General features: G+C 65.1%; 20 protein-coding genes and 1 tRNA gene. 11 read left to right on the top strand and 10 right to left on the bottom strand.

Features of this window, described 5'->3' with window-relative positions; all coding sequences use genetic code 11:
• Positions 1 to 27 precede the first annotated feature (27 nt).
• Positions 28 to 756: a histidine utilization repressor gene (gene hutC / locus ABR323_RS19075; protein ID WP_439450424.1), complete on the top strand. Its 729-nt coding sequence runs from the start codon at positions 28 to 30 to the stop codon at positions 754 to 756.
• A gap of 88 nt (positions 757 to 844) precedes the next feature.
• On the opposite strand, the gene ABR323_RS19070 is transcribed toward hutC, so the two are convergent.
• The 3 genes from ABR323_RS19070 to ABR323_RS19060 form a co-directional block, all read right to left on the bottom strand.
• Complete coding sequence (locus tag ABR323_RS19070) at positions 845 to 1,849, bottom strand: restriction endonuclease (RefSeq protein ID WP_439450423.1); 1,005 nt, start codon at positions 1,847 to 1,849, stop codon at positions 845 to 847.
• A 237-nt stretch (positions 1,850 to 2,086) separates the two neighbouring features.
• Complete coding sequence (locus ABR323_RS19065) at positions 2,087 to 2,578, bottom strand: phasin family protein (protein WP_439450422.1); 492 nt, start codon at positions 2,576 to 2,578, stop codon at positions 2,087 to 2,089.
• An 80-nt stretch (positions 2,579 to 2,658) separates the two neighbouring features.
• A complete protein-coding gene (locus ABR323_RS19060; RefSeq protein WP_135274316.1) occupies positions 2,659 to 2,934 on the bottom strand; it encodes a polyhydroxyalkanoic acid system family protein in 276 nt (91 codons plus the stop codon).
• 125 nt (positions 2,935 to 3,059) lie between these two features.
• Between ABR323_RS19060 and ABR323_RS19055 the strand changes: the two genes are divergently transcribed.
• From ABR323_RS19055 to aroA, 4 genes are all read left to right on the top strand, one after another.
• Positions 3,060 to 3,866: an FHA domain-containing protein gene (locus ABR323_RS19055; protein ID WP_439450421.1), complete on the top strand. Its 807-nt coding sequence runs from the start codon at positions 3,060 to 3,062 to the stop codon at positions 3,864 to 3,866.
• A gap of 225 nt (positions 3,867 to 4,091) precedes the next feature.
• The gene (gene serC, locus ABR323_RS19050; RefSeq protein WP_439450420.1) at positions 4,092 to 5,177 is read left to right on the top strand and encodes a 3-phosphoserine/phosphohydroxythreonine transaminase; all 1,086 of its coding nucleotides are present in this window, start codon (positions 4,092 to 4,094) and stop codon (positions 5,175 to 5,177) included.
• Positions 5,178 to 5,228: 51 nt separating this feature from the next.
• On the top strand, positions 5,229 to 6,419 hold the full coding sequence (gene pheA / locus ABR323_RS19045; RefSeq protein ID WP_439450419.1) for a prephenate dehydratase: 1,191 nt from the start codon (positions 5,229 to 5,231) through the stop codon (positions 6,417 to 6,419).
• A 76-nt stretch (positions 6,420 to 6,495) separates the two neighbouring features.
• The gene (gene aroA, locus ABR323_RS19040; RefSeq protein ID WP_439450418.1) at positions 6,496 to 7,803 is read left to right on the top strand and encodes a 3-phosphoshikimate 1-carboxyvinyltransferase; all 1,308 of its coding nucleotides are present in this window, start codon (positions 6,496 to 6,498) and stop codon (positions 7,801 to 7,803) included.
• Positions 7,804 to 8,022: 219 nt separating this feature from the next.
• On the opposite strand, the gene ABR323_RS19035 is transcribed toward aroA, so the two are convergent.
• Positions 8,023 to 8,595: an energy transducer TonB gene (locus ABR323_RS19035; protein ID WP_439450417.1), complete on the bottom strand. Its 573-nt coding sequence runs from the start codon at positions 8,593 to 8,595 to the stop codon at positions 8,023 to 8,025.
• A 119-nt stretch (positions 8,596 to 8,714) separates the two neighbouring features.
• Positions 8,715 to 9,353, bottom strand: a complete 639-nt coding sequence (locus ABR323_RS19030) for an energy transducer TonB (protein ID WP_135274310.1) — start codon at positions 9,351 to 9,353, stop codon at positions 8,715 to 8,717.
• 113 nt (positions 9,354 to 9,466) lie between these two features.
• Between ABR323_RS19030 and serS the strand changes: the two genes are divergently transcribed.
• The gene (gene serS / locus ABR323_RS19025) at positions 9,467 to 10,747 is read left to right on the top strand and encodes a serine--tRNA ligase (RefSeq protein WP_439450416.1); all 1,281 of its coding nucleotides are present in this window, start codon (positions 9,467 to 9,469) and stop codon (positions 10,745 to 10,747) included.
• Between the two features lie 165 nt (positions 10,748 to 10,912).
• Here the strand turns inward: serS and ABR323_RS19020 are convergent, their stop codons facing one another.
• Both ABR323_RS19020 and ABR323_RS19015 read right to left on the bottom strand, forming a co-directional pair.
• Positions 10,913 to 11,263 (bottom strand): ligand-binding protein SH3, encoded by a 351-nt coding sequence (locus ABR323_RS19020; RefSeq protein ID WP_439450415.1) that lies wholly within the window; start codon positions 11,261 to 11,263, stop codon positions 10,913 to 10,915.
• A 237-nt stretch (positions 11,264 to 11,500) separates the two neighbouring features.
• Positions 11,501 to 12,088: an FMN-dependent NADH-azoreductase gene (locus ABR323_RS19015; protein WP_439450414.1), complete on the bottom strand. Its 588-nt coding sequence runs from the start codon at positions 12,086 to 12,088 to the stop codon at positions 11,501 to 11,503.
• Between the two features lie 126 nt (positions 12,089 to 12,214).
• Between ABR323_RS19015 and ABR323_RS19010 the strand changes: the two genes are divergently transcribed.
• Complete coding sequence (locus tag ABR323_RS19010; RefSeq protein ID WP_006375981.1) at positions 12,215 to 13,207, top strand: LysR family transcriptional regulator; 993 nt, start codon at positions 12,215 to 12,217, stop codon at positions 13,205 to 13,207.
• Positions 13,208 to 13,288: 81 nt separating this feature from the next.
• On the opposite strand, the gene ABR323_RS19005 is transcribed toward ABR323_RS19010, so the two are convergent.
• On the bottom strand, positions 13,289 to 14,359 hold the full coding sequence (locus ABR323_RS19005; protein ID WP_439450413.1) for a DUF4241 domain-containing protein: 1,071 nt from the start codon (positions 14,357 to 14,359) through the stop codon (positions 13,289 to 13,291).
• Between the two features lie 124 nt (positions 14,360 to 14,483).
• Here ABR323_RS19005 and ABR323_RS19000 point away from each other — a divergent pair.
• Positions 14,484 to 14,573: transfer RNA gene (locus ABR323_RS19000), tRNA-Ser, on the top strand.
• Positions 14,574 to 14,637: 64 nt separating this feature from the next.
• Here the strand turns inward: ABR323_RS19000 and ABR323_RS18995 are convergent.
• Positions 14,638 to 14,853, bottom strand: coding sequence for a helix-turn-helix transcriptional regulator (locus tag ABR323_RS18995; RefSeq protein ID WP_439450412.1), 216 nt, complete (start codon positions 14,851 to 14,853; stop codon positions 14,638 to 14,640).
• Between the two features lie 65 nt (positions 14,854 to 14,918).
• Between ABR323_RS18995 and ABR323_RS18990 the strand changes: the two genes are divergently transcribed.
• The 3 genes from ABR323_RS18990 to ABR323_RS18980 all read left to right on the top strand — a co-directional run bounded on the left by ABR323_RS18990 (position 14,919) and on the right by ABR323_RS18980 (position 18,033).
• On the top strand, positions 14,919 to 15,503 hold the full coding sequence (locus ABR323_RS18990) for a hypothetical protein (protein ID WP_439450411.1): 585 nt from the start codon (positions 14,919 to 14,921) through the stop codon (positions 15,501 to 15,503).
• A 771-nt stretch (positions 15,504 to 16,274) separates the two neighbouring features.
• Entirely contained in the window at positions 16,275 to 16,688 is a 414-nt protein-coding gene (locus tag ABR323_RS18985) for a hypothetical protein (protein WP_439450410.1), read from the top strand.
• 1,012 nt (positions 16,689 to 17,700) lie between these two features.
• Complete coding sequence (locus ABR323_RS18980; RefSeq protein ID WP_439450409.1) at positions 17,701 to 18,033, top strand: hypothetical protein; 333 nt, start codon at positions 17,701 to 17,703, stop codon at positions 18,031 to 18,033.
• Positions 18,034 to 18,065: 32 nt separating this feature from the next.
• On the opposite strand, the gene ABR323_RS18975 is transcribed toward ABR323_RS18980, so the two are convergent.
• On the bottom strand, positions 18,066 to 18,319 hold a 254-nt coding region (locus ABR323_RS18975), incomplete at its 5' end, for an IS3 family transposase (protein ID WP_439450408.1).

The raw sequence follows: 18,319 nt of genomic DNA, 5'->3' as shown, positions 1-18,319 counted from the left end.
CGCCTCCCGCCACAGAGAACCCATTACGTGAAGGCCAGCAAGTCCGCCACGCTCAACCAGCGTATCCGCAGCGATCTGGAAAGCCGCATCCTCAGCGGAGAATGGGCGCCGGGCTTTCGGATTCCGTACGAACACGAGCTGATGGAGCAGTACGGCTGCTCGCGGATGACGGTGAACAAGGTGCTGACCGCGTTGGCCGAGAGCGGCATGATCGAGCGGCGCCGTCGTGCTGGCTCGTTCGTGGCGCGGCAGCCGCCGCACCTGGAGCAGGTGGCGCTGGAGATCCCCGATATCGCGATGGAAGTCGGCTCGCGTGGCCATCAATACGGCTACACGCTGTTGCAGCGCGAGCTGCGCCTGGCCGACGCCGGCAATGCCGGTGAAGTGGAGCTGGCGGGCAGCGAAAAGCTGTTGGCGATGCGCTGCCTGCACCTGGCCGATGGCCGCCCGCTGGCGCTGGAACATCGCCTGATCAGCCCGGTGGGCGTGCCGGAGGTGCTGGAGGTCGATTTCAATACCACCGCGCCGGGCAGCTGGTTGCTGCAGAACGTGTCGTGGACCCGTGCCCAGCACCGCATCAGTGCCTGGGGCGCGGATACTGCCACCGCCAAGCTGCTGGAAGTGAAGCCCGGCACGGCCTGTCTGGTGATCGAGCGGCTGACCTGGCGCGGTGAGCAGCCCATCACCCGCGTGCGCCAGGTGTTCCTCGGCGACGCCTGGGACCTGGTTGCACGCTTCGCGCCTGGGGCGCGGTAGGGGTTCCATCCACGCGTGGCGTGGATCTACCAAGGGGTCGCGCATCGGGATTCAGTAGATCCACGCCATGCGTGGATGCTGGTCCCAATCAATACGTGGCGCACTGTCGCCAGCGTACCGGCTCATCCACGCCGGGGCGGGCGTTGAGCTGGATGCGCACGTTGCGCAGGGCGGGGTAGTGCAGCACTTCTTCGCAGACCCGCGGCCACACCGCTTCCAGCTCACCGGTGCGGTTGATCGCCAGCGTCTGCCGGGTCAGCCAGACACCGCTGGCGATGCCGGGCTTGCCGGCCAGTGCACGGGCCAGATCGGCCTGGTACCGCTCCAGCGTGGCCGCATCCGGGTTGGGATTGCTGCGCGCGTCGGTCGAGGACGTCATCGAAGTGGGCGCAACAGGTGGCGGCGTAGTGGCCGGTGCCGGTTCGGGGGGCGCTTCAACCGGAGGCGCAACGGGCGCAGGGGTAACCGGAACCTCCGCAACGGGTGGGGCGTCGTCCACATGCAGCCCTTGCAGGCTCAGTCCCACCAGCAGGCCCAGCGTGGCGGCACCGAGCGCGGCAATGGCGATCCGGCGCAGGGCTTCGTGGCGGGCACTGGCGCGCACGCGGGCTTCGATATCCGCCGGCAGATAGGGTTGCAGCAGTGGCCACAAGCGCGGGCCATCGAGTACTTCGACGGCCTGCTTCTCGGCGGCGCTGCGGCCGTCGCGTTCCATCCGGCCTTCGGTCAGCAGCACGCCGCCCTTGGCACCGGCCAGGCGCGCGGCCGCACCCAGCTCGTTCACCGCAGCAGTGCCGATGCGATAGGCCAGGCCGTGCTTGCACGACACCAGCCAGCTGTTGGGGCCGTCGCCAAGCAGGAAATCACTGCTTGGCTCGCGGGACTCCTCACCCGGGTCATCGAGTTCGCGCAGGCCGCGCTGCTCGCGCAGCATGCGCTTGACCAGTACCGAGAATTCGCGCCAATGCATGCCGGCCAGGGCCTGCAGGCCCAATTGCATCTCCTTCTGCCGCCGTTTGACCCACCACAGATAGACAACGGCCAGGGAACAGGTAAGCAGGGCCGACAGCAGGGCCAGGATCCAAGGGAGCATGCAGGAGGTGCGCGGAAGGGGCGAATGCGGAGAGCGACAGTGTAAAGGTCGCGGTGCCCGGCTGGGTCAGGATGTTCCTGACAGGAAGCGTGATGGAGCGCGCAGATCGGCGCACGGCGGGCACGAAAAACCCGCCAATCCTGAAGCCGTGAGGGGAGGGAACAAACGGCAGCCGAAGCGATTGGCGGGTTGCTCGCGATTGTCAATCAAAATTTATTGCATTGCAACAATCGCCACTCAGGGCAGGCTTCCAGGCGATTGGTGACTGCCTGGTACCGGCGCGTCGGTATCGGAAGCGGCGCGGTTTTCCAGCTTGGCCAAGCGTGCCTGCAGAGCATCGATGCGGGCCTCCAGCGCGGTCACTTCATCGGCGGTGGGTACATGCAGCCGCTTGAGCACGCCCTGCACCTGGTCATCAAAGGCCTTTTCGACCTTGGTCCAGGTACCGGAGGCCTTTTCGCGCGCCTCGTCCAGCGACGATTCGACGTTGTCACGCCAGCCGGGGGGCTGTTCGGCGTTGCGTTCGCGACGGCGGGCCTCCCAGGCTTCGCCTTCCTTCACCAGGCCATCGAAGAAGCGACTGCCCTCTGCCTGGGCCCGGCCCAGGGCGCCAAGGCCAGCCAGCCAGACCTGCTGCGCCGAATCGCTCAGCTTGCGCGAAAAGCGCTCTGCCTGGTCACCGAAGGAGGCGTCGTCGTCGCGGCGGTCGTCATTTTCGTAGCGGTTCATCGCACTTCCCGTGGGAGTTGGGCCTGTCCCGAGAGTAGCGCGCGTTGGCGTTGCACGGCCGTGACGGCCGCTGCCGGGGTTCAGCCCAGCTTTTCCTTCAGTACGCGCTGGATCTCGCTTTCGACCATGCCCTTCATCGCTGACAGCAGGAAGCCGAGCTTGGCGGTCACGCGCACGGCGCCCGGCTGCAGTTCGATTGCGCCGTCCACGCCGCTGCCGGAGAAGTTCAGCACGTCGGCAGCCCAGGACGACTTCAGGCCGAAGCGCTCGGACAATTTGGCGGCGACCTGTTCGATCGCAGCGCGCGCCTGTGCGTCGGGCAGGGCGTGGGCGTGGCGGACATCGATGGTGGACATGCAGGCTCCTGGCGCAAAGCGGGGATGATCAGTAAGGGCGAGCATTGTGCGCATCGAGGGCCTTCGCGCCAAGCGCTCATCGTGGGTTCTTCTTCGTGGGCGACCAACCTGCTAGGCTGCGCCGCGTGCAGAACCTGCTTGTTCACTTCAGCCAACAACAACAGCCCGACCAGCCGCTGCGGCCCGGGGTGCAACGCATCGTGCGCCAGGCAAACGGCAGCGTGCGGCTGGGCGACGCCGGCAACGGTGCCCTGCTGCTGGCGCAGTTCTGCATGGATGATCGCGGCCTTTGGCTGCAGGTCGGCAACGGCATCCGCGGGATCCACGTGAATGGTCGCCCGGTACGCCGAATGGCGCTGCTGCGTGCGGGCGATGCGGTGTACGTGGATGGTGTGGAAATGGTCCTGCAGGGTGAGGTCGAGAGCCTGCTGCAGGCACCGGCACCGAACAGCGACGATGGCAATGACGAGCAGCAGCGCCTGCTGCGCGGCGTCGGCGGCCTGCACCATGGCCGCAGCTTCACGCTGTCGCGAACCCGCCTTGTCGGCCGCGGCAGCGACGCCGACATCGAGATCAACGAACCGGCCTTCGCCGAACAGCACGCCCGCGTGGAAGTGCATGGTGAGCGCGTTCTGCTGCGGGACCTGGGCAGTGCCGAAGGCACCCGGGTCAACGGCGTGGCCGTGCGCCACTGCTGGCTGCACGCCGGCGACCAGGTGGTGTTCGATGGCCAGCACCGCTTCGTGCTGGAAGTGCCGCATGACCCGCGCCGGCGCCCGCTGCCGGACGAGGACGAGTCCAGCCAGGACACCGAGCAGGTGCCGGTGCTGCCGACGGTACCGCGCAGGGTCCGGCGCTGGCCGTGGCTGCTGGTCAGTGCGCTGCTGTTGGCTGCAGTGCTCAGCCTGCTGCTCTGGTTCGGCGCACGCTGACCTGGATTCGCCGGGCATGGCCCGGCGCTACCGGTTGCAGCGTCATCCACGCATGGCGCGGATCTACTCCGGCGAACGGGGCATCGACAGTAGATCCACGCCATGCGTGGATGCCCCGATGCTCCCGCAGCAATGGATACGGATGAAACCAAATTTCCCTTGCGCCACCAAGCCGCAAGGCTGGTGCACTGCGGCATACTAGGGGTCTTGCCCCACAGGTGTGACATGACGCGCGCGTTCAACTTCAGTGCCGGCCCTGCAACCTTGCCGGAATCGGTCCTGCGCCAGGCGCAGGCGGAAATGCTGGACTGGCACGGTACCGGTGCCTCGATCGTGGAAATGAGCCATCGCGGCGCGGAATTCATGTCCGTGGCCGCCGAGGCCGAGGCCGATCTCCGTCGCCTGCTCGATATCCCCGAAGACTATGCGGTGCTGTTCCTGTCCGGTGGCGCCACCACCCAGCAGGCGCTGATCCCGCTCAACTTCGCCGCCCCAGGCCAGCGTGCCGACTACGTGGTCACCGGCCACTGGGGCAAGACCGCGGTCAAGCAGGCTGGCGTCTATGCAGACGTGAACATTGCTGCCAGCAGCGAGGCCAACGGCTACCGCGAACTGCCGGCGCGTGCCGACTGGCAGCTGTCGCCCGATGCCGCCTACGTGCACATCACCGCCAACGAAACCATCCACGGCGTCGAGTTCCGTGACGTGCCGGATACCGGCAACGTGCCGTTGATCGCCGACTTCAGCTCATCCATCGCCAGCGAACCGCTGGACGTGCGCCGTTATGGCGTGATCTACGCCGGCGCGCAGAAGAACCTGGGTCCGGTCGGCATCGCAGTGATGATCATTCGCCGCGACCTGCTCGAGCGCACTGGCCAGCCGCGCGCGGACATTTTCGATTACCGCTCGCACGTCGCCCGCGATTCGATGCTCAATACCCCGCCGACCTGGAACTGGTATCTGGCCGGCCTGGTGTTCAAGTGGATGCTGGCCGAAGGCGGCGTGGCCGAGTTCGCCAAGCGCAATGCCGCCAAGGCAGCGCTGGTGTACAGCGCCATCGACGGCTCCGGCGGCTTCTACCGCAACGAGGTCGCACACGCGGCACGGTCGCGCATGAACATCCCGTTCTTCCTGCCCGATGCCGAGCTCGATGCCCGCTTCGTCGCCGAAGCCAAGGCCGCTGGCCTGCTGGCGCTGAAGGGCCACAAGGTGGTCGGTGGCATCCGTGCCTCGCTGTACAACGCCATGCCGCTGGCCGGGGCCGAGGCGCTGGTCGCCTTCATGGCCGATTTCCAGCAGCGTCACGGCTGAGCAATGAACGGCGCGCATCGTCGGGTGTGCGCCCCGCAACAAGGAATTCCGATGGCAAACAAACCCAGCAAGAAGGCGTCGAAGAAGGCCGAACCGGCCAAGGACAGCGCCGTGTCCAAGCCGAAGGGCAAGTCGAAGGCAACCGCGGTGCCGACCCTGGCGCCGCTGGCGCTGGCCGATGTGCGCACGAAGATCGACCAGATCGACCGTGACATCCAGAGCCTGATCGCCGAGCGTGCGCAGTTCGCCCACCAGGTTGGCAAGGCCAAGGGCAAGCTCGCCGCTGCCGTCGATTACTACCGCCCCGAACGCGAAGCGCAGGTGCTGCGCATGGTGGTGGACCGCAATGAAGGCCCGCTCAGCGATGAGCTGCTGGTGCACGTCTATCGCGAAATCATGTCGGCCTGCCTGGCCCAGCAGGAGCCGTTGAAGATCGGTTACCTCGGCCCGGAAGGCACCTTCAGCCAGCAGGCCGTGCTCAAGCATTTCGGTCGCTCGGCGCTGGGCCTGCCGATGGCCAGCATCGAAGAAGTGTTCCAGGAAGTGGAAGCGGGCAACGCCGATTTCGGTGTGGTGCCGGTGGAGAACTCGGGGCAGGGCACCATCCAGATCACCCTGGACATGTTCCTGACCTCCAACCTGAAGATCTGCGGCGAAGTGGAACTGCGCGTGCAGCAGTACCTGATGTCGCGCAGCGGCCGCATCGAGGACATCGAGCGCATCTACGCGCACCCGCAGTCGTTCATGCAGACCTCGGCCTGGCTGCGCGCCAACCTGCCGAAGGCCGAGAAGATTCCGGTCTCGAGCAATGCCGAAGGTGCGCGTCGTGCGCGCAACGCCGATGATGCGGCGGCCATCGGCGGCGAGAGCGCCGGCCATGTGTACGGCCTGAAGAAGGTGGTCACCAAGCCGATCCAGAACGATGCCGACAACACCACCCGTTTCCTGGTGGTGGGCCGCAACATCTTCCCGACCTCCGGCCACGACCGCACCTCGGTGCTGGTGTTCATCCATGACAAGCCCGGCGCGCTGTTCGATGTGCTCAGCCCGTTCGCTCGCCACGGCATCAGCATGAACCGCATCGAGTCGCGGCCGTCGCACCACGGCAAGTGGGAATACGGTTTCTTCATCGACCTGGCCGGCCACATCGACGACGCGCCCATGCAGGCGGCGTTGGCCGAACTGGAAGCGCACTCGGCGCAGATCAAGATACTGGGCTCCTATCCGGTGGCCGTGCCCTGAGTGCTGCTGCGGCGGCCACGGCCGCCGCTCCCTGATGCATCGCCGGCACCGCCGGCGTTTACGGAATGATCGAACGATGAGCAACGCGCAACACTGGATCGCCCGCAAGGGGCAGCCGCTGCAGGGCAGCCTGACCATTCCCGGCGACAAGTCGGTCTCGCACCGCTCGGTGATGTTCGCCGCGCTGGCCGATGGCACCTCGCATATCGAGGGCTTCCTGGAAGGTGAGGACACCCGCGCGACCGCGCGCATCTTCAGCCAGCTGGGGGTGCGCATCGAAACCCCCAGTCCCTCGCAGCGCATCGTGCACGGCGTCGGTATCGACGGCCTGAAAGCGCCGGATGCACCGCTGGACTGCGGCAACGCCGGTACCGGCATGCGCCTGCTGGCTGGCCTGCTGGCGGGCCAGTCGTTCGACTGCACGCTGATCGGCGACGAGTCGCTGTCCGGCCGCCCGATGCGCCGTGTCACCGGCCCGCTGTCGCAGATGGGCGCGAAGATCGATACCGAAAGCGACGGCACGCCGCCGCTGCATGTGCATGGCGGGCAATCGCTGCAGGGCATCGACTTCGCCTCGCCGGTGGCCAGTGCACAGATCAAGTCGGCCGTATTGTTGGCCGGCCTGTACGCGCAGGGCGAAACCAGCGTTGTCGAACCGCACCCGACCCGCGACTACACCGAGCGCATGCTGTCCGCGTTCGGCGTGGAGATCGAGTTTTCGCCCGGCAAGGCCCGCCTGCGCGGCGGCCAGCGCCTGCGCGCCACCGACATCGTGGTGCCGGCCGACTTCTCCTCGGCCGCGTTCTATCTGGTCGCCGCCAGCATCATTCCCGGCTCCGAGCTGCGCCTGAAGCAGGTCGGCCTGAACCCGCGCCGCACCGGCCTGCTGCACGCGCTGCGCCTGATGGGGGCGGACATCACCGAAGAGAATCCGGCCGAGCAGGGCGGTGAACCGGTGGCGGATCTGGTGGTGCGCTACGCGCCGTTGAAGGGCGCGCGCATTCCGGAAGAACTGGTGCCGGACATGATCGACGAATTCCCGGCGTTGTTCGTTGCGGCAGCAGCGGCCGAAGGCCAGACCGTGGTGACCGGCGCGGCCGAGCTGCGGGTGAAGGAGTCGGACCGTCTGGCCGCAATGGCCACCGGCCTGCGCGCGCTGGGCATGCAGGTGGACGAGACAGAAGATGGCGCCACCCTGCACGGCGGCGTGCGCCTGGGCAGCGGCACGATTGAAAGTCATGGTGACCACCGCATCGCCATGGCGTTCGCCATTGCTGGCCAGATCAGTGACGGCGAAGTGCGCATCAACGACATCGCCAACGTCGCCACGTCCTTCCCGGACTTCGACGGCCTGGCCCGCAGTGCCGGGTTCGATCTGGTCTGAGGGACCGCTGCGCTCGCCGGGCATGGCCCGGCGCTACCGTGGCGGCCTGTTCCGGTAACGTCGGGCCATGCCCGGCGAATCGCACAACCCGGTAGGTGCCGACCTTGGTCGGTACGTTCACATCACCTGGTAGGTGCCAACCTTGGTTGGCACGCTTCTTCATATAAAAAGACGGAGGCCGAAGCCTCCGTCGAAACATCACGAACCCCTCGTCCGCGATCAACGCTGCTCGGTACGGAAATCCACCGGGACCCGCACCACGCTTGCTACTGCACGACCTTCATGCATCGCCGGTTGGAACTTCCAGTTCTGCACGGTATTGAGCACCGCACGATCCAGATCACGGCTGCGCTCGCCGCTGCGCGAGACGATCGCAGCAGTGGCGACATTGCCGCGGGTATCGACATTCAGGCTGGCGATCACGCTGCCCTGTACGCCACTACGCAGCGCGGCGGCCGGATAGGTGGGCATGCGGTTGCTGGCCAGCGGGCGTGCTTCGCGGTTACGTGCCACCGGAGTGGCTTTGCGCTCGCTGGAAGCCGGTGCGGCCTGGCGCGCGGCGGGCGCAGCGGTATCGGTCACCGTCGCCTGCTCGGGGGCCGGCAACATGCGCTCACCGACCGGGGCCGGCGCCACATCTTCCTGGTTGGAATAACGCAACCAGAGCAGGGCGGCAGCGAACATCGCAACGATCAGCGCGATCCACATCCAGGGTGACGTGGGCTTGTGCTGCTCGCTGGAATCCTGCGGCAGGTGCGGCGAGTGGAGGTTCTCGTGGGTGGCGGCAGTCATCGCAAACTCCTTCCGTCAATGGACGACATGGGCAGTGTTGCCCGAGCCACGGACGAGGAGTGTCAGCGTTGCGTCAACGCCACCGGCAGGGTTCAGTTTGCCTGCCGGAAAGCGTTCAGTTACTGCGTCTTGAAATCGAACGGGACTTCTATGCTGCCCGGCACGGCTTGGCCGTTGCTCTGCGCCGGGGTGAAACGCCAGCGGCGCACGGCGTCGGTGGCTGCACGGTCGAGCTCGCGTGAGCCGCTGCGCTGGATCAGCGTGGTGTTGTTCGGGTAGCCGGTGGCATCCACATCCACGCGTACCACCACGGTGCCGGTTTCACCAGCGCGCAGGGCGGCGGCGGGGTACGACGGCGGCGGCGACTGGCCGGCAATCGGCATCGGTTGGCTGTTGCCGGTCGGGGCCGGTGCCGCGCCAGGGGTGGCCGGGGCCGGCTCGGCGATCGGGGCGGGCGGTGGCGGGGCGGTTTCCACCAGCTTCGGCGCTTCTTCCTCCACCGGTGCCGGCTTGGCGTCAGGCATGTCGCTGGAACCGGCCGCAGCGGCCAACGGTTCCGGCAGGGGCTCGACCTGGGCGGTTTCCTGCGGGGTCTGTGCGGCCGGGTCGGCGCGGAAGAACTCCTTGTCGCGCCCGGTCAACCAGACCAGCACGAACAGCAGTACGCCCACGCCGAAGGCGATGCCGGCGATCTTCAGGGCATTGCGCGGGATATGCACAGTGAACGACTTGGCGGGCGACGAGCGAGGTGCAGACATGGACCAGACCAGTACGGAATGACTCGATTCTGCCACGGCAGGAATGAACCGGGCGGCAGAAATCCGTATAACAAGCGATAATCCCATCCCTGATACCCACCACGACACCTGCCATGCTTGATCCAGCCCTGCTCCGCCACCAGCCCGCCGACCTCGCCGAACGCCTGCGCACCAGCCGCGGCTTCCAGCTCGACGTGTCTGCCCTGGAGTCACTGGAGGCCGATCGCAAGCGCATCCAGGTGCGTACCCAGGAGCTGCAGAGCCTGCGCAACAGCCGTTCCAAGGCCATCGGCCAGGCCAAGGCCAAGGGCGAGGACGTCTCGGCCATCATGGCCGAGGTCGCTGCCTTCGCCGACGAACTGAAGGCTTCGGAAGTGGCGCTGGACGAACTGCGCGAGAAAATCGACGCCATCTCGATGGGCATCCCGAACCTGCCGGCCGATGACGTGCCGGCCGGTGCCGACGAGAGCGAGAACGTCGAGCAGTCGCGCTGGGGTACCCCGCGCCAGTTCGACTTCAAGGTGCTGGACCACGTTGAGCTGGGCGCACGGAACAAATGGCTCGATGGCGAGACCGCGGCCAAGCTGTCCGGCTCGCGCTTCACCGTGCTGCGCGGCCCGATCGCGCGCCTGCACCGTGCCCTGGCCCAGTTCATGCTGGACCTGCACAGCGGCGAGCACGAGTACCAGGAAACCAACGTACCGGTCATCGTCAATGCCGACAGCCTGTACGGCACCGGCCAGCTGCCCAAGTTTGAAGAGGACATGTTCATCACCCAGCTGGGTGAGCAGAAACGTTATCTGATCTCGACGTCGGAAATTTCGCTGACCAACATCGCCCGCGACGAGATCCTTGACGCCGAGCGCCTGCCGCTGCGCATGACCGCGCATTCGCTGTGCTTCCGTTCCGAAGCCGGCAGCGGTGGCCGTGACGTGCGCGGCATGATCCGCCAGCACCAGTTCGAGAAGGTCGAGCTGGTCTCGATCAGCCGCCCGGAAGACAGCGACGCCGAACACCAGCGCATGACCCGCTGCGCCGAAGTGGTCCTGGAAAAGCTGGGCCTGCCGTACCGCAAGGTGCTGCTGTGCACCGGCGACATGGGCTTCTCGGCCATCAAGACCTACGACCTGGAAGTCTGGCTGCCGTCGCAGGAGACCTACCGCGAGATCTCCTCGTGCTCGAACTGTGGTGATTTCCAGGCCCGTCGCATGCAGGCGCGCTGGCGCAACCCGGCCACCGGCAAGCCGGAACTGGCGCACACGCTGAACGGCTCGGGCGTGGCCGTCGGCCGCGCGATGATCGCGGTGATGGAGAACTACCAGAACGCCGACGGCAGCATCACCGTGCCGGACGCCCTGCGCCCGTACATGGGTGGCTTGGAAACCATCGGTTGATCAACCGGTAGCGCCGGGCCATGCCCGGCGGCTTCCCGCAGGCGGCCGGCCATGCCGGCACCCCATCCACGCATGGCGCGGATCTACCGATGCGGCACCGCATACCTGTATTGGGGGCTTAGGGCCCTGCAGTAGATCCACGCCATGCGTGGATAGCGCAATCCATCAACCTACAACCCGCAGCTTCTCCAGCGGCACCCATCCCGATTCGCCGGTCTCCGGTACGCACCACGCCCAGCCATTGAGCGTGCGCTGCCCGCGCAGCACCTGCCCGGGATCCACATCCAGTTCCCGCGCGCAGTAATCCTCCGTGGCAAACGCGCCACCCTGCGCATCGCGGCCGATCACAGGCGCCGGTACGAATCCGGGCTGCTGCCCTTCGGCTTCGCACAGGAACCAGTCTTCCCAGCCCTCGGGGCCTTCATAGCGTTCGCCCACCACCAGTGCCTGGCCTTGGCGCAGGGTGATCGGGTGCGGAAATTCGCTGCGGTGCGCAGTGGTCACGATGTAGTTCATGACTCAGCCTAACGTTCTGATGAGTGTTATGCATGGCGCTGCATCCACGCATGGCGTGGATCTACTGCATGTGCTTCGGTAGATCCACGCCATGCGTGGATGGCGCACCGCTCAGGCCAGACACAGAAAAACGGCCCCGCAAAGCGGGGCCGCCAGGGTGGGCCGGGATGGGGGAGGGGATCCCGGCCCGCGTTCAGCGCCCAGACGAGGAGAGAGGGGCGCCGAACGCTGGAACGCTTATGCAGCCACGGCTTCGGTGGTTTCGTGCGACGGCAGCGCAGCCAGTGCGCCGGCAATGGCGTCTTCGCGGTGCTGCGGCGAGTAGGCAATGCCTTCGGCGCGTACGAACTCGACATCGTTGATGCCCCAGAAGGCAAACGTCTGGCGCAGGAAGGGCTCCTGGAAGTCCGCCGGCGAATCGGTGTAGATGCCGCCACGGCTGCTGACCACGATCACCCGCTTGCCACCGGCCAGGCCCACCGGGCCGTTCTCGGTGTACTTGAAGGTGCGGCCGGCCACGGCCACGCGGTCGATCCAGGCCTTCAGGGTGGACGGAATGCTGAAGTTGTACATCGGTGCGCCGATCACCACGATGTCGGCCGCAAGGAACTGCTCGAGTACCTGTTCAGCATCGGCAGCTTCGGCCGCGTCGGTCTTGGCAAGCGATCCGCTGCGCAGATGCGGTACCGGATTGGCATCAAGATCGCGATAATCAACCTGCAGGCCGTCGATCTGCTGCGTGAACTGGGCCACCACGGCGGCGGTCAGGTGGCGGGAGACGGAGTTGTCGCCAAGCACGCTGGCGTCGATGTGCAGAAGCTTCATGGCAGTACCTATGTTCTGGGAGGGAGGGGCGGGTAAGCCCCGCCGACGGAGAGAACGATAGGTTGTTGCATCGACGGGATAAAGGTGGTTGAATGCCACGTATTGTTCTACAAATGGAACTCGGGCATGCATGACCTGAATGATCTGTACTACTTCGCGATGGTGGTCGACCACGGTGGATTCGCCGCCGCTGAACGCGCACTGGGCATCCCCAAGTCGCGCCTGAGCCGCCGCATCAGCCAGCTGGAAACCGACCTGGGCGTGCGCCTGCTGCAGCGCTCCACGCGCCGCTTTGCGGTGACCGACGTTGGCACCAGCGTGCACCGCCATGCGCAGACCATGCTGGCCGAGGCACAGGCCGCGCGCGAAGTGGTGGACCGCCTCAGCGCCGAGCCACGCGGCTTGGTGCGTGCGAGCGTGCCGGTGTCGCTGGCACAGATGCAGCTGCCCAAGCTGCTGCCCAAGTTCCTTGAGCAGTATCCGAAGGTGCGCCTGCAGCTGAACATCAGCAACCGCCGTGTGGACATCATCAACGAAGGCTACGACGTCGCCCTGCGCGTGCGCTCGCGGCTGGATGACGATGGCAGCCTGGTGATGCGCAGCTTCGGCCAGGTGCAGGAACTGCTGGTGGCCAGCCCGAAGTACCTGGACCGCGCCGGTCGGCCGAAGGACCCGGAAGAGCTGACCCAGCACGTCACCCTCAGCATCAGCGAAGACGAAGCACGCCAGCGCTGGGAACTGCATGGCCCGGAAGGTGAGGTTCGCCGGGTTGACCTGCAGCCGCGCGTGGCCGGTTTCGACTTCCCGCTGCTGCAGAGCATGGTGAAGGACGGATTCGGCATCACCATGCTGCCGGAAACCGTGTGCGCCGATGCCGTGCGCAACGGCGAGCTGGAAGTAGTGCTGCCGGACTGGTCGCTGCCGCAGGGCGTGTGCCATGCCGTGTTCGCCTCGCGCCGCGGCCTGCTGCCGGCGGTACGCGTGTTCATCGACTTCCTGGCCGAGCACCTGCCGCCGCAGCTTGAGGCCTCGCGCCTCGATTGCGGTGGCGCCTGTGAAAAGGCCAAGGAGCGGATCAAGGCCAGCGCGCTGGGCGCGCTGGCGGTGGATGCGGGCTGAGGCCAGCCGCCTCAACGACAATGCCGATCCATGAAACGGTAGCGCCGGGCAATGCCCGGCGTTGCTGTTTCCGGGCGCCGATCACTTCCGGCCCAACAGCCGGTCCCAGAAGCTGCGCCGCGGTTGTGCGGCAACGGTGGGCTCGGCAATGATCGGTGCTTCGAGAACCGCCATCAGTTCCGCGCTGCGTGGCTTCTTCAGGAAGCGCGCGTAGTCCAGGTAGCTGGTCACCTTGCTCATGTGCAGCCGCTCGGGCATTGCCGGCAACGCGCCGCCTTGCAGCAGCACCCGCAACGCCTCTGGGCGGTCCAGACGGATCGCCTCGAACACGGCGGTGCCGCCGCAACCGGGTTCGATCTGGTTGGCGCGCTGTGGCGCATCCTTCAGCAGGTCGCGCAGTGCGTTCGCATCATCGCGTTCCACCGCCGCTACCAGTCGTGCCAGTGCTTCGGCTTCTTCGGGCGGAAGACTGTCGCGATAGGCCTGGTCGGCGATCTCGCGCTCGTCGCGCCCATCACCGCCCTGGATGCACAGGAAATCGGTGACCAGAGCGACCGGAATGCCGGAGGTATCCAGCGCCCAGTAGCTGGGATAGACGCCGTCGCCCCAGCCGCTGGTGAATACGACCAGGCCATGCGGTGAGTCCTCGCCCCAGGGGCGGTATTCGGCGCCCTCATCCAGGCCGTCATGGTCGATCAGTGCATCAGACCACTCGCTGCCTTCGTCGCCATCGGCCTGTTCGATCAGGGCCAGCAGTGCCTGCTGGGTGTCGGTATCCATGAAGCAGCCGATGCCGGCGTCGACCGGGTAGCCGATGAAGCTGTCCTCATCCAGTCCGGTCAGGTCCTGCGTGGTCCAGCGCGCCATCTGCCAGTGCAGGGCAGACGCAGTGAGGGCTTCGCGGGGCTTGAACCAGACCACGGCCAGCGCCGGGCGGCCGCTGTGCACGATGATCTCAACCGGATGCCGGCCCAGCGGGGCGGTGTAGTCGGCCAGCGCGGGTGCCTCGGCCTGGACCAGCGGATCGCAGACCACCAGATGCCCACTGCTGACCGGCAGGTGCCCGGCGAACGTGCGGTGCAGGGCCACTGCGGCCAGCTGGGTGTCGTCCAGCAGGGTGGTGCGCAGGTTGGCCAGGTCAAGGTGGGCCATGGGGGCTCCGATTGCAGTGAAGGCCCCACCGTGCCGGATGCGAAGGGCGGGGGCAAGGGTGGTCTTGGGCAAATGCCCTTCACGTGCGAGAATACGGCGCTGCCCGGGCGACCGGGACCCGATTGGAGAGATGGCCGAGCGGTTTAAGGCACCGGTCTTGAAAACCGGCGAAGGGTTAAACCTTCCGTGGGTTCGAATCCCACTCTCTCCGCCAGTTTTTGCAAAAAGCTCCTAGAAATAGGGGCTTTTTCGTTTCTACAGCCTTTGCTAGCCGCCGCCTACCCATCCACCTGCAAAGGTCGATTCTGCTCGATCTGCTGCCGAACCCCGCCTTGCACCTCGGGTTGTATCCAGAGTGCGTGGCGACCGATGCGGATGGAGCGCGGGAAGCGGCCGGCCTTGATCTCTCCGTAGATGAGGGTGGTGCCCATGCCGGTCATCTGGCGCACGCGATCGAGCGATAGCAGCTCTTCCAGTCTTTCAGCTGCGCCCATGATGGCCTCCGATGCGGTGAGCCTTCGTAGGACGGTCGGCCAGCCCAAGCTGGAACTACGGAACGTTGCAGCTTTTGGTTGCTGTAGACACATTGGCGGAAGACGCGTTCACAGGAAATCCGTCGTCGGGCGCAAAGCTGCTCTTGATTCCCCAGCACAACCTGGTCCTGGCTACGCGCGGCTCGTCGCAGTTCTTTCTGCGGATCTACGAGCTCGCCTTGCCAGCCAGCTATCGCGCCGATTTCACAATGGAGCAGCTGACAAAGGAGCTGGGGCTTGTGATCGACCAGCTGTGGCCGAGATATGAGTGCGCTGCCACTGATGCGGGCCTTCCGAAGCGGAACTTGGGCACAGAGCTTGTGCTTGGCGGCTGGTCGCCGAAGAGTGAGCGAATGGTGGCGACGGCCTACGCTAAGACCGACAGCGCGACTCCCGCAGTGGTGCAGCAGCTCGATGGGGGCATGGCCTCGCCAGGTGAGCCATTACGAGGCCGACCAGACAGTTTTGCGTCGGAGGACGTCTTGGTTGCCGGAAGGCTTCAGGCGAACTGCCTCAATGAGCAGATGGGCCGGCAGGTTGCCGGCGGTCGTCTGCTGACCGGGTTCCTCCAGCAGGGCCAAGCGGTCATCAAGGACCTCGGGGCAATATGAAATTGGCGGAGTGGGGGGCTATAAGCAAGTGTCCCCGCTTGCGCGGGAACACTCGCTTCTGAGACGGTCAGGCATCCTGCGTCAGCTACTGCTGGCAGTAGAACTCGGCTGAGACTTCGTTGACTCGGTCATAGTAGTCATTGGGCATGTTTCCGTTACCGGAATACACAAGCTCCGCGCGTCGCATGTAACTGATTGCATAGGTTCCCGGAGTGCTGCATGTCGCTGGTATTGCTCCGGAGTATGTTTGACCACTAAATGTGTGCGAGTACTCTGTGCAGGAGTACCCTCCGCCAAGATGTTCGGGCTCGGGCCTGCAGTAGCCAACGCTCCCGGCGTAATTTGCTGCCCAGCCTGTGTTTGCGTCGGAGGAACACGAGCCCAGTCCCTCTGGGCCCCAGTCCCCGTAGGTGTAGAAGCCCGAAGGTCCTTCCACTCCGCCTTGGCAGGTGTTGGTCCATGACACGATGTAAGGCGCTATACCTTCCGAATCTAACAGTAACACCCTGCCAGTTTGGACCCACTGGCCTGCGAAGGCATTTTGGGCGAGGCCGGCTGACATCAGGCAAAGGGACGCACCCAGCAGCAGGGGGCGGAGGGCTGAGCGGGCAGTTCTGCGGTCGTTGCGCTTCGATTTCACTTCCATCTCTCCATGAGTAGGGTAGTGCTGCACTGCTTGCGCAAGGTCGCAACAGTGCGACTGGGGAGCAATCGGAAAACCACCAACGCCGCTGTAGGTGAAGCCCTACCGTGCAGCGCAAGAGGCGTTGCGTGGGCGACTCTGAGCGGTTAAGCCTGACAGTTGATCGAATCGCAGCGGTTGAGGCGTCCAGTCGTATCCTTGCGGACATGGTTCCCTCGCACGGCTACCAAGGCTTCCGCGCCGCCCCGATCCCCGCTGGCTGCGTTCCGATGGGGGAGAGCTGGGTACTGTGGTGGAACGGTCGACAGATCGCCAACGTCTCGGCGGCAAAGGATGCTGGCGCGCGTGTGCGTCTGGATGCCCGGAAGATGTGGCAGACGAAGGATGTTTCGGCGGGCAGCATCGCCCACCCGTCTCGCCGTCAGGCGATTGATCTTCAATCCCATTTCCTACCCATCCATGCACCCGCCGAGCAAGCGCGGCTTGCCGCGAAGGCGTACGAACCAGACCGGATACTGAGACGTAGCTGGCGCAAGGGCTGAGACTGGTTTCACGAAGGCGCACGGAAGCTAGGGAACGCCCTGAATTCAGACACTCCGTCAGATGCGAACTAGGCCCCTGATTTCATAGGCATTTTTCTTGGGTTCATATGTGGCCCCCTGCTTCGTCAATCCGTTGATTACTGGCCTATCAGCGACGCGACCAGCGCGTATGAGTGCCGCTCACGGCAGTAGCGCCCAGGCAAGCCCCAACCCAGGAGCTGCTACGCGCTGCGCGTCAGCGGCCAGTAGAAACGGTTGGAGCAGATTGGGGCGGAGGGGCCAGGCGCCATGCTTACCCCGGCGTGCGCACTCGTCTCCCCGCCACGCCTGCGCGCTTCAAAGGGTTCTTTTTCTGCACCACCTGCACAAAGGCCAGGAACAGGCACAGTAAGGCTATGGATGACGTAGAGGCGGCATCCAACTACCTGCGAAATCCTGCACCAAAGATTCGTTGATCCTGATGGTCGCGAGGAACGGGCGGCGGAGAGACATGCCGACTCGGTGGCGAGCTCTCCCTCGGCATATGATACGTTCGGCCCTGCAGCACTTGCGGTAACAACAGCGATTGTGCGGGCGACGCCAGTTGTTGGGCCTGCTGTTGCATCGGCAATGTCTGGCTGAATTAATTCGGCGCAACCACTGGCCCTGCCAGCACCGGCAGCGCCCTCTGCGCCAACTCCTGCCGCTGTTCCCGCGACACCTTCTGGCCCGAGCTATGTCATCTCATCGAACGGAACAGCATTTCCGGTACCCACAGGGGCGAGCGGACCAACTCCAGTCATCAACTCTGCAGGAAAACAGACCGGCGTTGCATTTACTGGGGTGCCAGAGGCAGCAATGGGCAAGTAGCCACCGTGCGGATGATGGACCCAACCCCTCCCAGGGGAAACAGTCCTGGATATCCAGCTGGCTATATCAAGTACGAGAATGCTGGAAAGCAAGGCGTAGATCCGCTCTCCGGGAAAACGCTACCTAATTCGAAGTCTCACTTCCCAGTCAGATAGGCTTGAACATGATCGACCACCAGGCGGAAGCCCTCCAGCCATTGATTGGGAAAAATGTGACACTGGGGATGGAAGATGGCATGGCCACGATAGGTACGGACGATGGCTGGAAGCTGCATATCTACAACTCTTTCAGCCTCCTTGGCGATTGCATTGCGGAGACCCCTCCGCCCTCAACGCTGAGCTTGGTGCTGGAGGATTGCCGTTTCGATCACGAGACAATGGTTGCGCAGTTTACTAGAGGTGTCACACTCATAGTCGACTTAAGCGACGAGGGCTACTCTGGCCCAGAGGCGATGCAGTTGAATAGTCCAGATGGAACCATCGTGATCTGGAACTAAGCTCGATGCAGTCGCCGCTACTCGCACTGGGATCACATCCCAAGGACGACAAGTATTGACCTTATCCCTCTTGGGTTGTGGCGGTGCTCGATGTAGTCAAACACATCCGCTCGTGCTGCATCCAGTGTCGGGTAGCTCGTTCGATAGATCCGCTCGCGTTTAAGCAGGCCAAAGAAGCCTTCGCACGCAGCGTTGTCCCCGCAGTGCCCCACCGCGCTCATCGAGCAGACCAGGCTGTTGGCCGCTAGATAACGCTGATAGTCGCCGCTGCGGAACTGGGTGCCAC

Source organism: Stenotrophomonas sp. ATs4 (assembly GCF_051861585.1).
Taxonomy (GTDB): domain Bacteria; phylum Pseudomonadota; class Gammaproteobacteria; order Xanthomonadales; family Xanthomonadaceae; genus Stenotrophomonas; species Stenotrophomonas maltophilia_AS.
Note: the sequence above shows the minus strand (reverse complement) of the source record. Positions and strands in the feature narration are given on the sequence as shown.

What these genes read in the sequence shown, in the direction of transcription:
- aroA (WP_439450418.1), top strand. Translation starts at nt 6,496, where the DNA reads ATGAGCAACGCGCAACACTGGATCGCCCGCAAGGGGCAGCCGCTGCAG.
- ABR323_RS19065 (WP_439450422.1), bottom strand. Translation starts at nt 2,578, where the DNA reads ATGAACCGCTACGAAAATGACGACCGCCGCGACGACGACGCCTCCTTC.
- ABR323_RS19020 (WP_439450415.1), bottom strand. Translation starts at nt 11,263, where the DNA reads ATGAACTACATCGTGACCACTGCGCACCGCAGCGAATTTCCGCACCCG.
- pheA (WP_439450419.1), top strand. Translation starts at nt 5,229, where the DNA reads ATGGCAAACAAACCCAGCAAGAAGGCGTCGAAGAAGGCCGAACCGGCC.
- ABR323_RS19015 (WP_439450414.1), bottom strand. Translation starts at nt 12,088, where the DNA reads ATGAAGCTTCTGCACATCGACGCCAGCGTGCTTGGCGACAACTCCGTC.
- ABR323_RS19070 (WP_439450423.1), bottom strand. Translation starts at nt 1,849, where the DNA reads ATGCTCCCTTGGATCCTGGCCCTGCTGTCGGCCCTGCTTACCTGTTCC.
- ABR323_RS19030 (WP_135274310.1), bottom strand. Translation starts at nt 9,353, where the DNA reads ATGTCTGCACCTCGCTCGTCGCCCGCCAAGTCGTTCACTGTGCATATC.
- ABR323_RS19060 (WP_135274316.1), bottom strand. Translation starts at nt 2,934, where the DNA reads ATGTCCACCATCGATGTCCGCCACGCCCACGCCCTGCCCGACGCACAG.
- ABR323_RS18980 (WP_439450409.1), top strand. Translation starts at nt 17,701, where the DNA reads ATGATCGACCACCAGGCGGAAGCCCTCCAGCCATTGATTGGGAAAAAT.
- serS (WP_439450416.1), top strand. Translation starts at nt 9,467, where the DNA reads ATGCTTGATCCAGCCCTGCTCCGCCACCAGCCCGCCGACCTCGCCGAA.
- serC (WP_439450420.1), top strand. Translation starts at nt 4,092, where the DNA reads ATGACGCGCGCGTTCAACTTCAGTGCCGGCCCTGCAACCTTGCCGGAA.
- ABR323_RS19035 (WP_439450417.1), bottom strand. Translation starts at nt 8,595, where the DNA reads ATGACTGCCGCCACCCACGAGAACCTCCACTCGCCGCACCTGCCGCAG.
- ABR323_RS19010 (WP_006375981.1), top strand. Translation starts at nt 12,215, where the DNA reads ATGCATGACCTGAATGATCTGTACTACTTCGCGATGGTGGTCGACCAC.
- ABR323_RS19005 (WP_439450413.1), bottom strand. Translation starts at nt 14,359, where the DNA reads ATGGCCCACCTTGACCTGGCCAACCTGCGCACCACCCTGCTGGACGAC.
- ABR323_RS18995 (WP_439450412.1), bottom strand. Translation starts at nt 14,853, where the DNA reads ATGGGCGCAGCTGAAAGACTGGAAGAGCTGCTATCGCTCGATCGCGTG.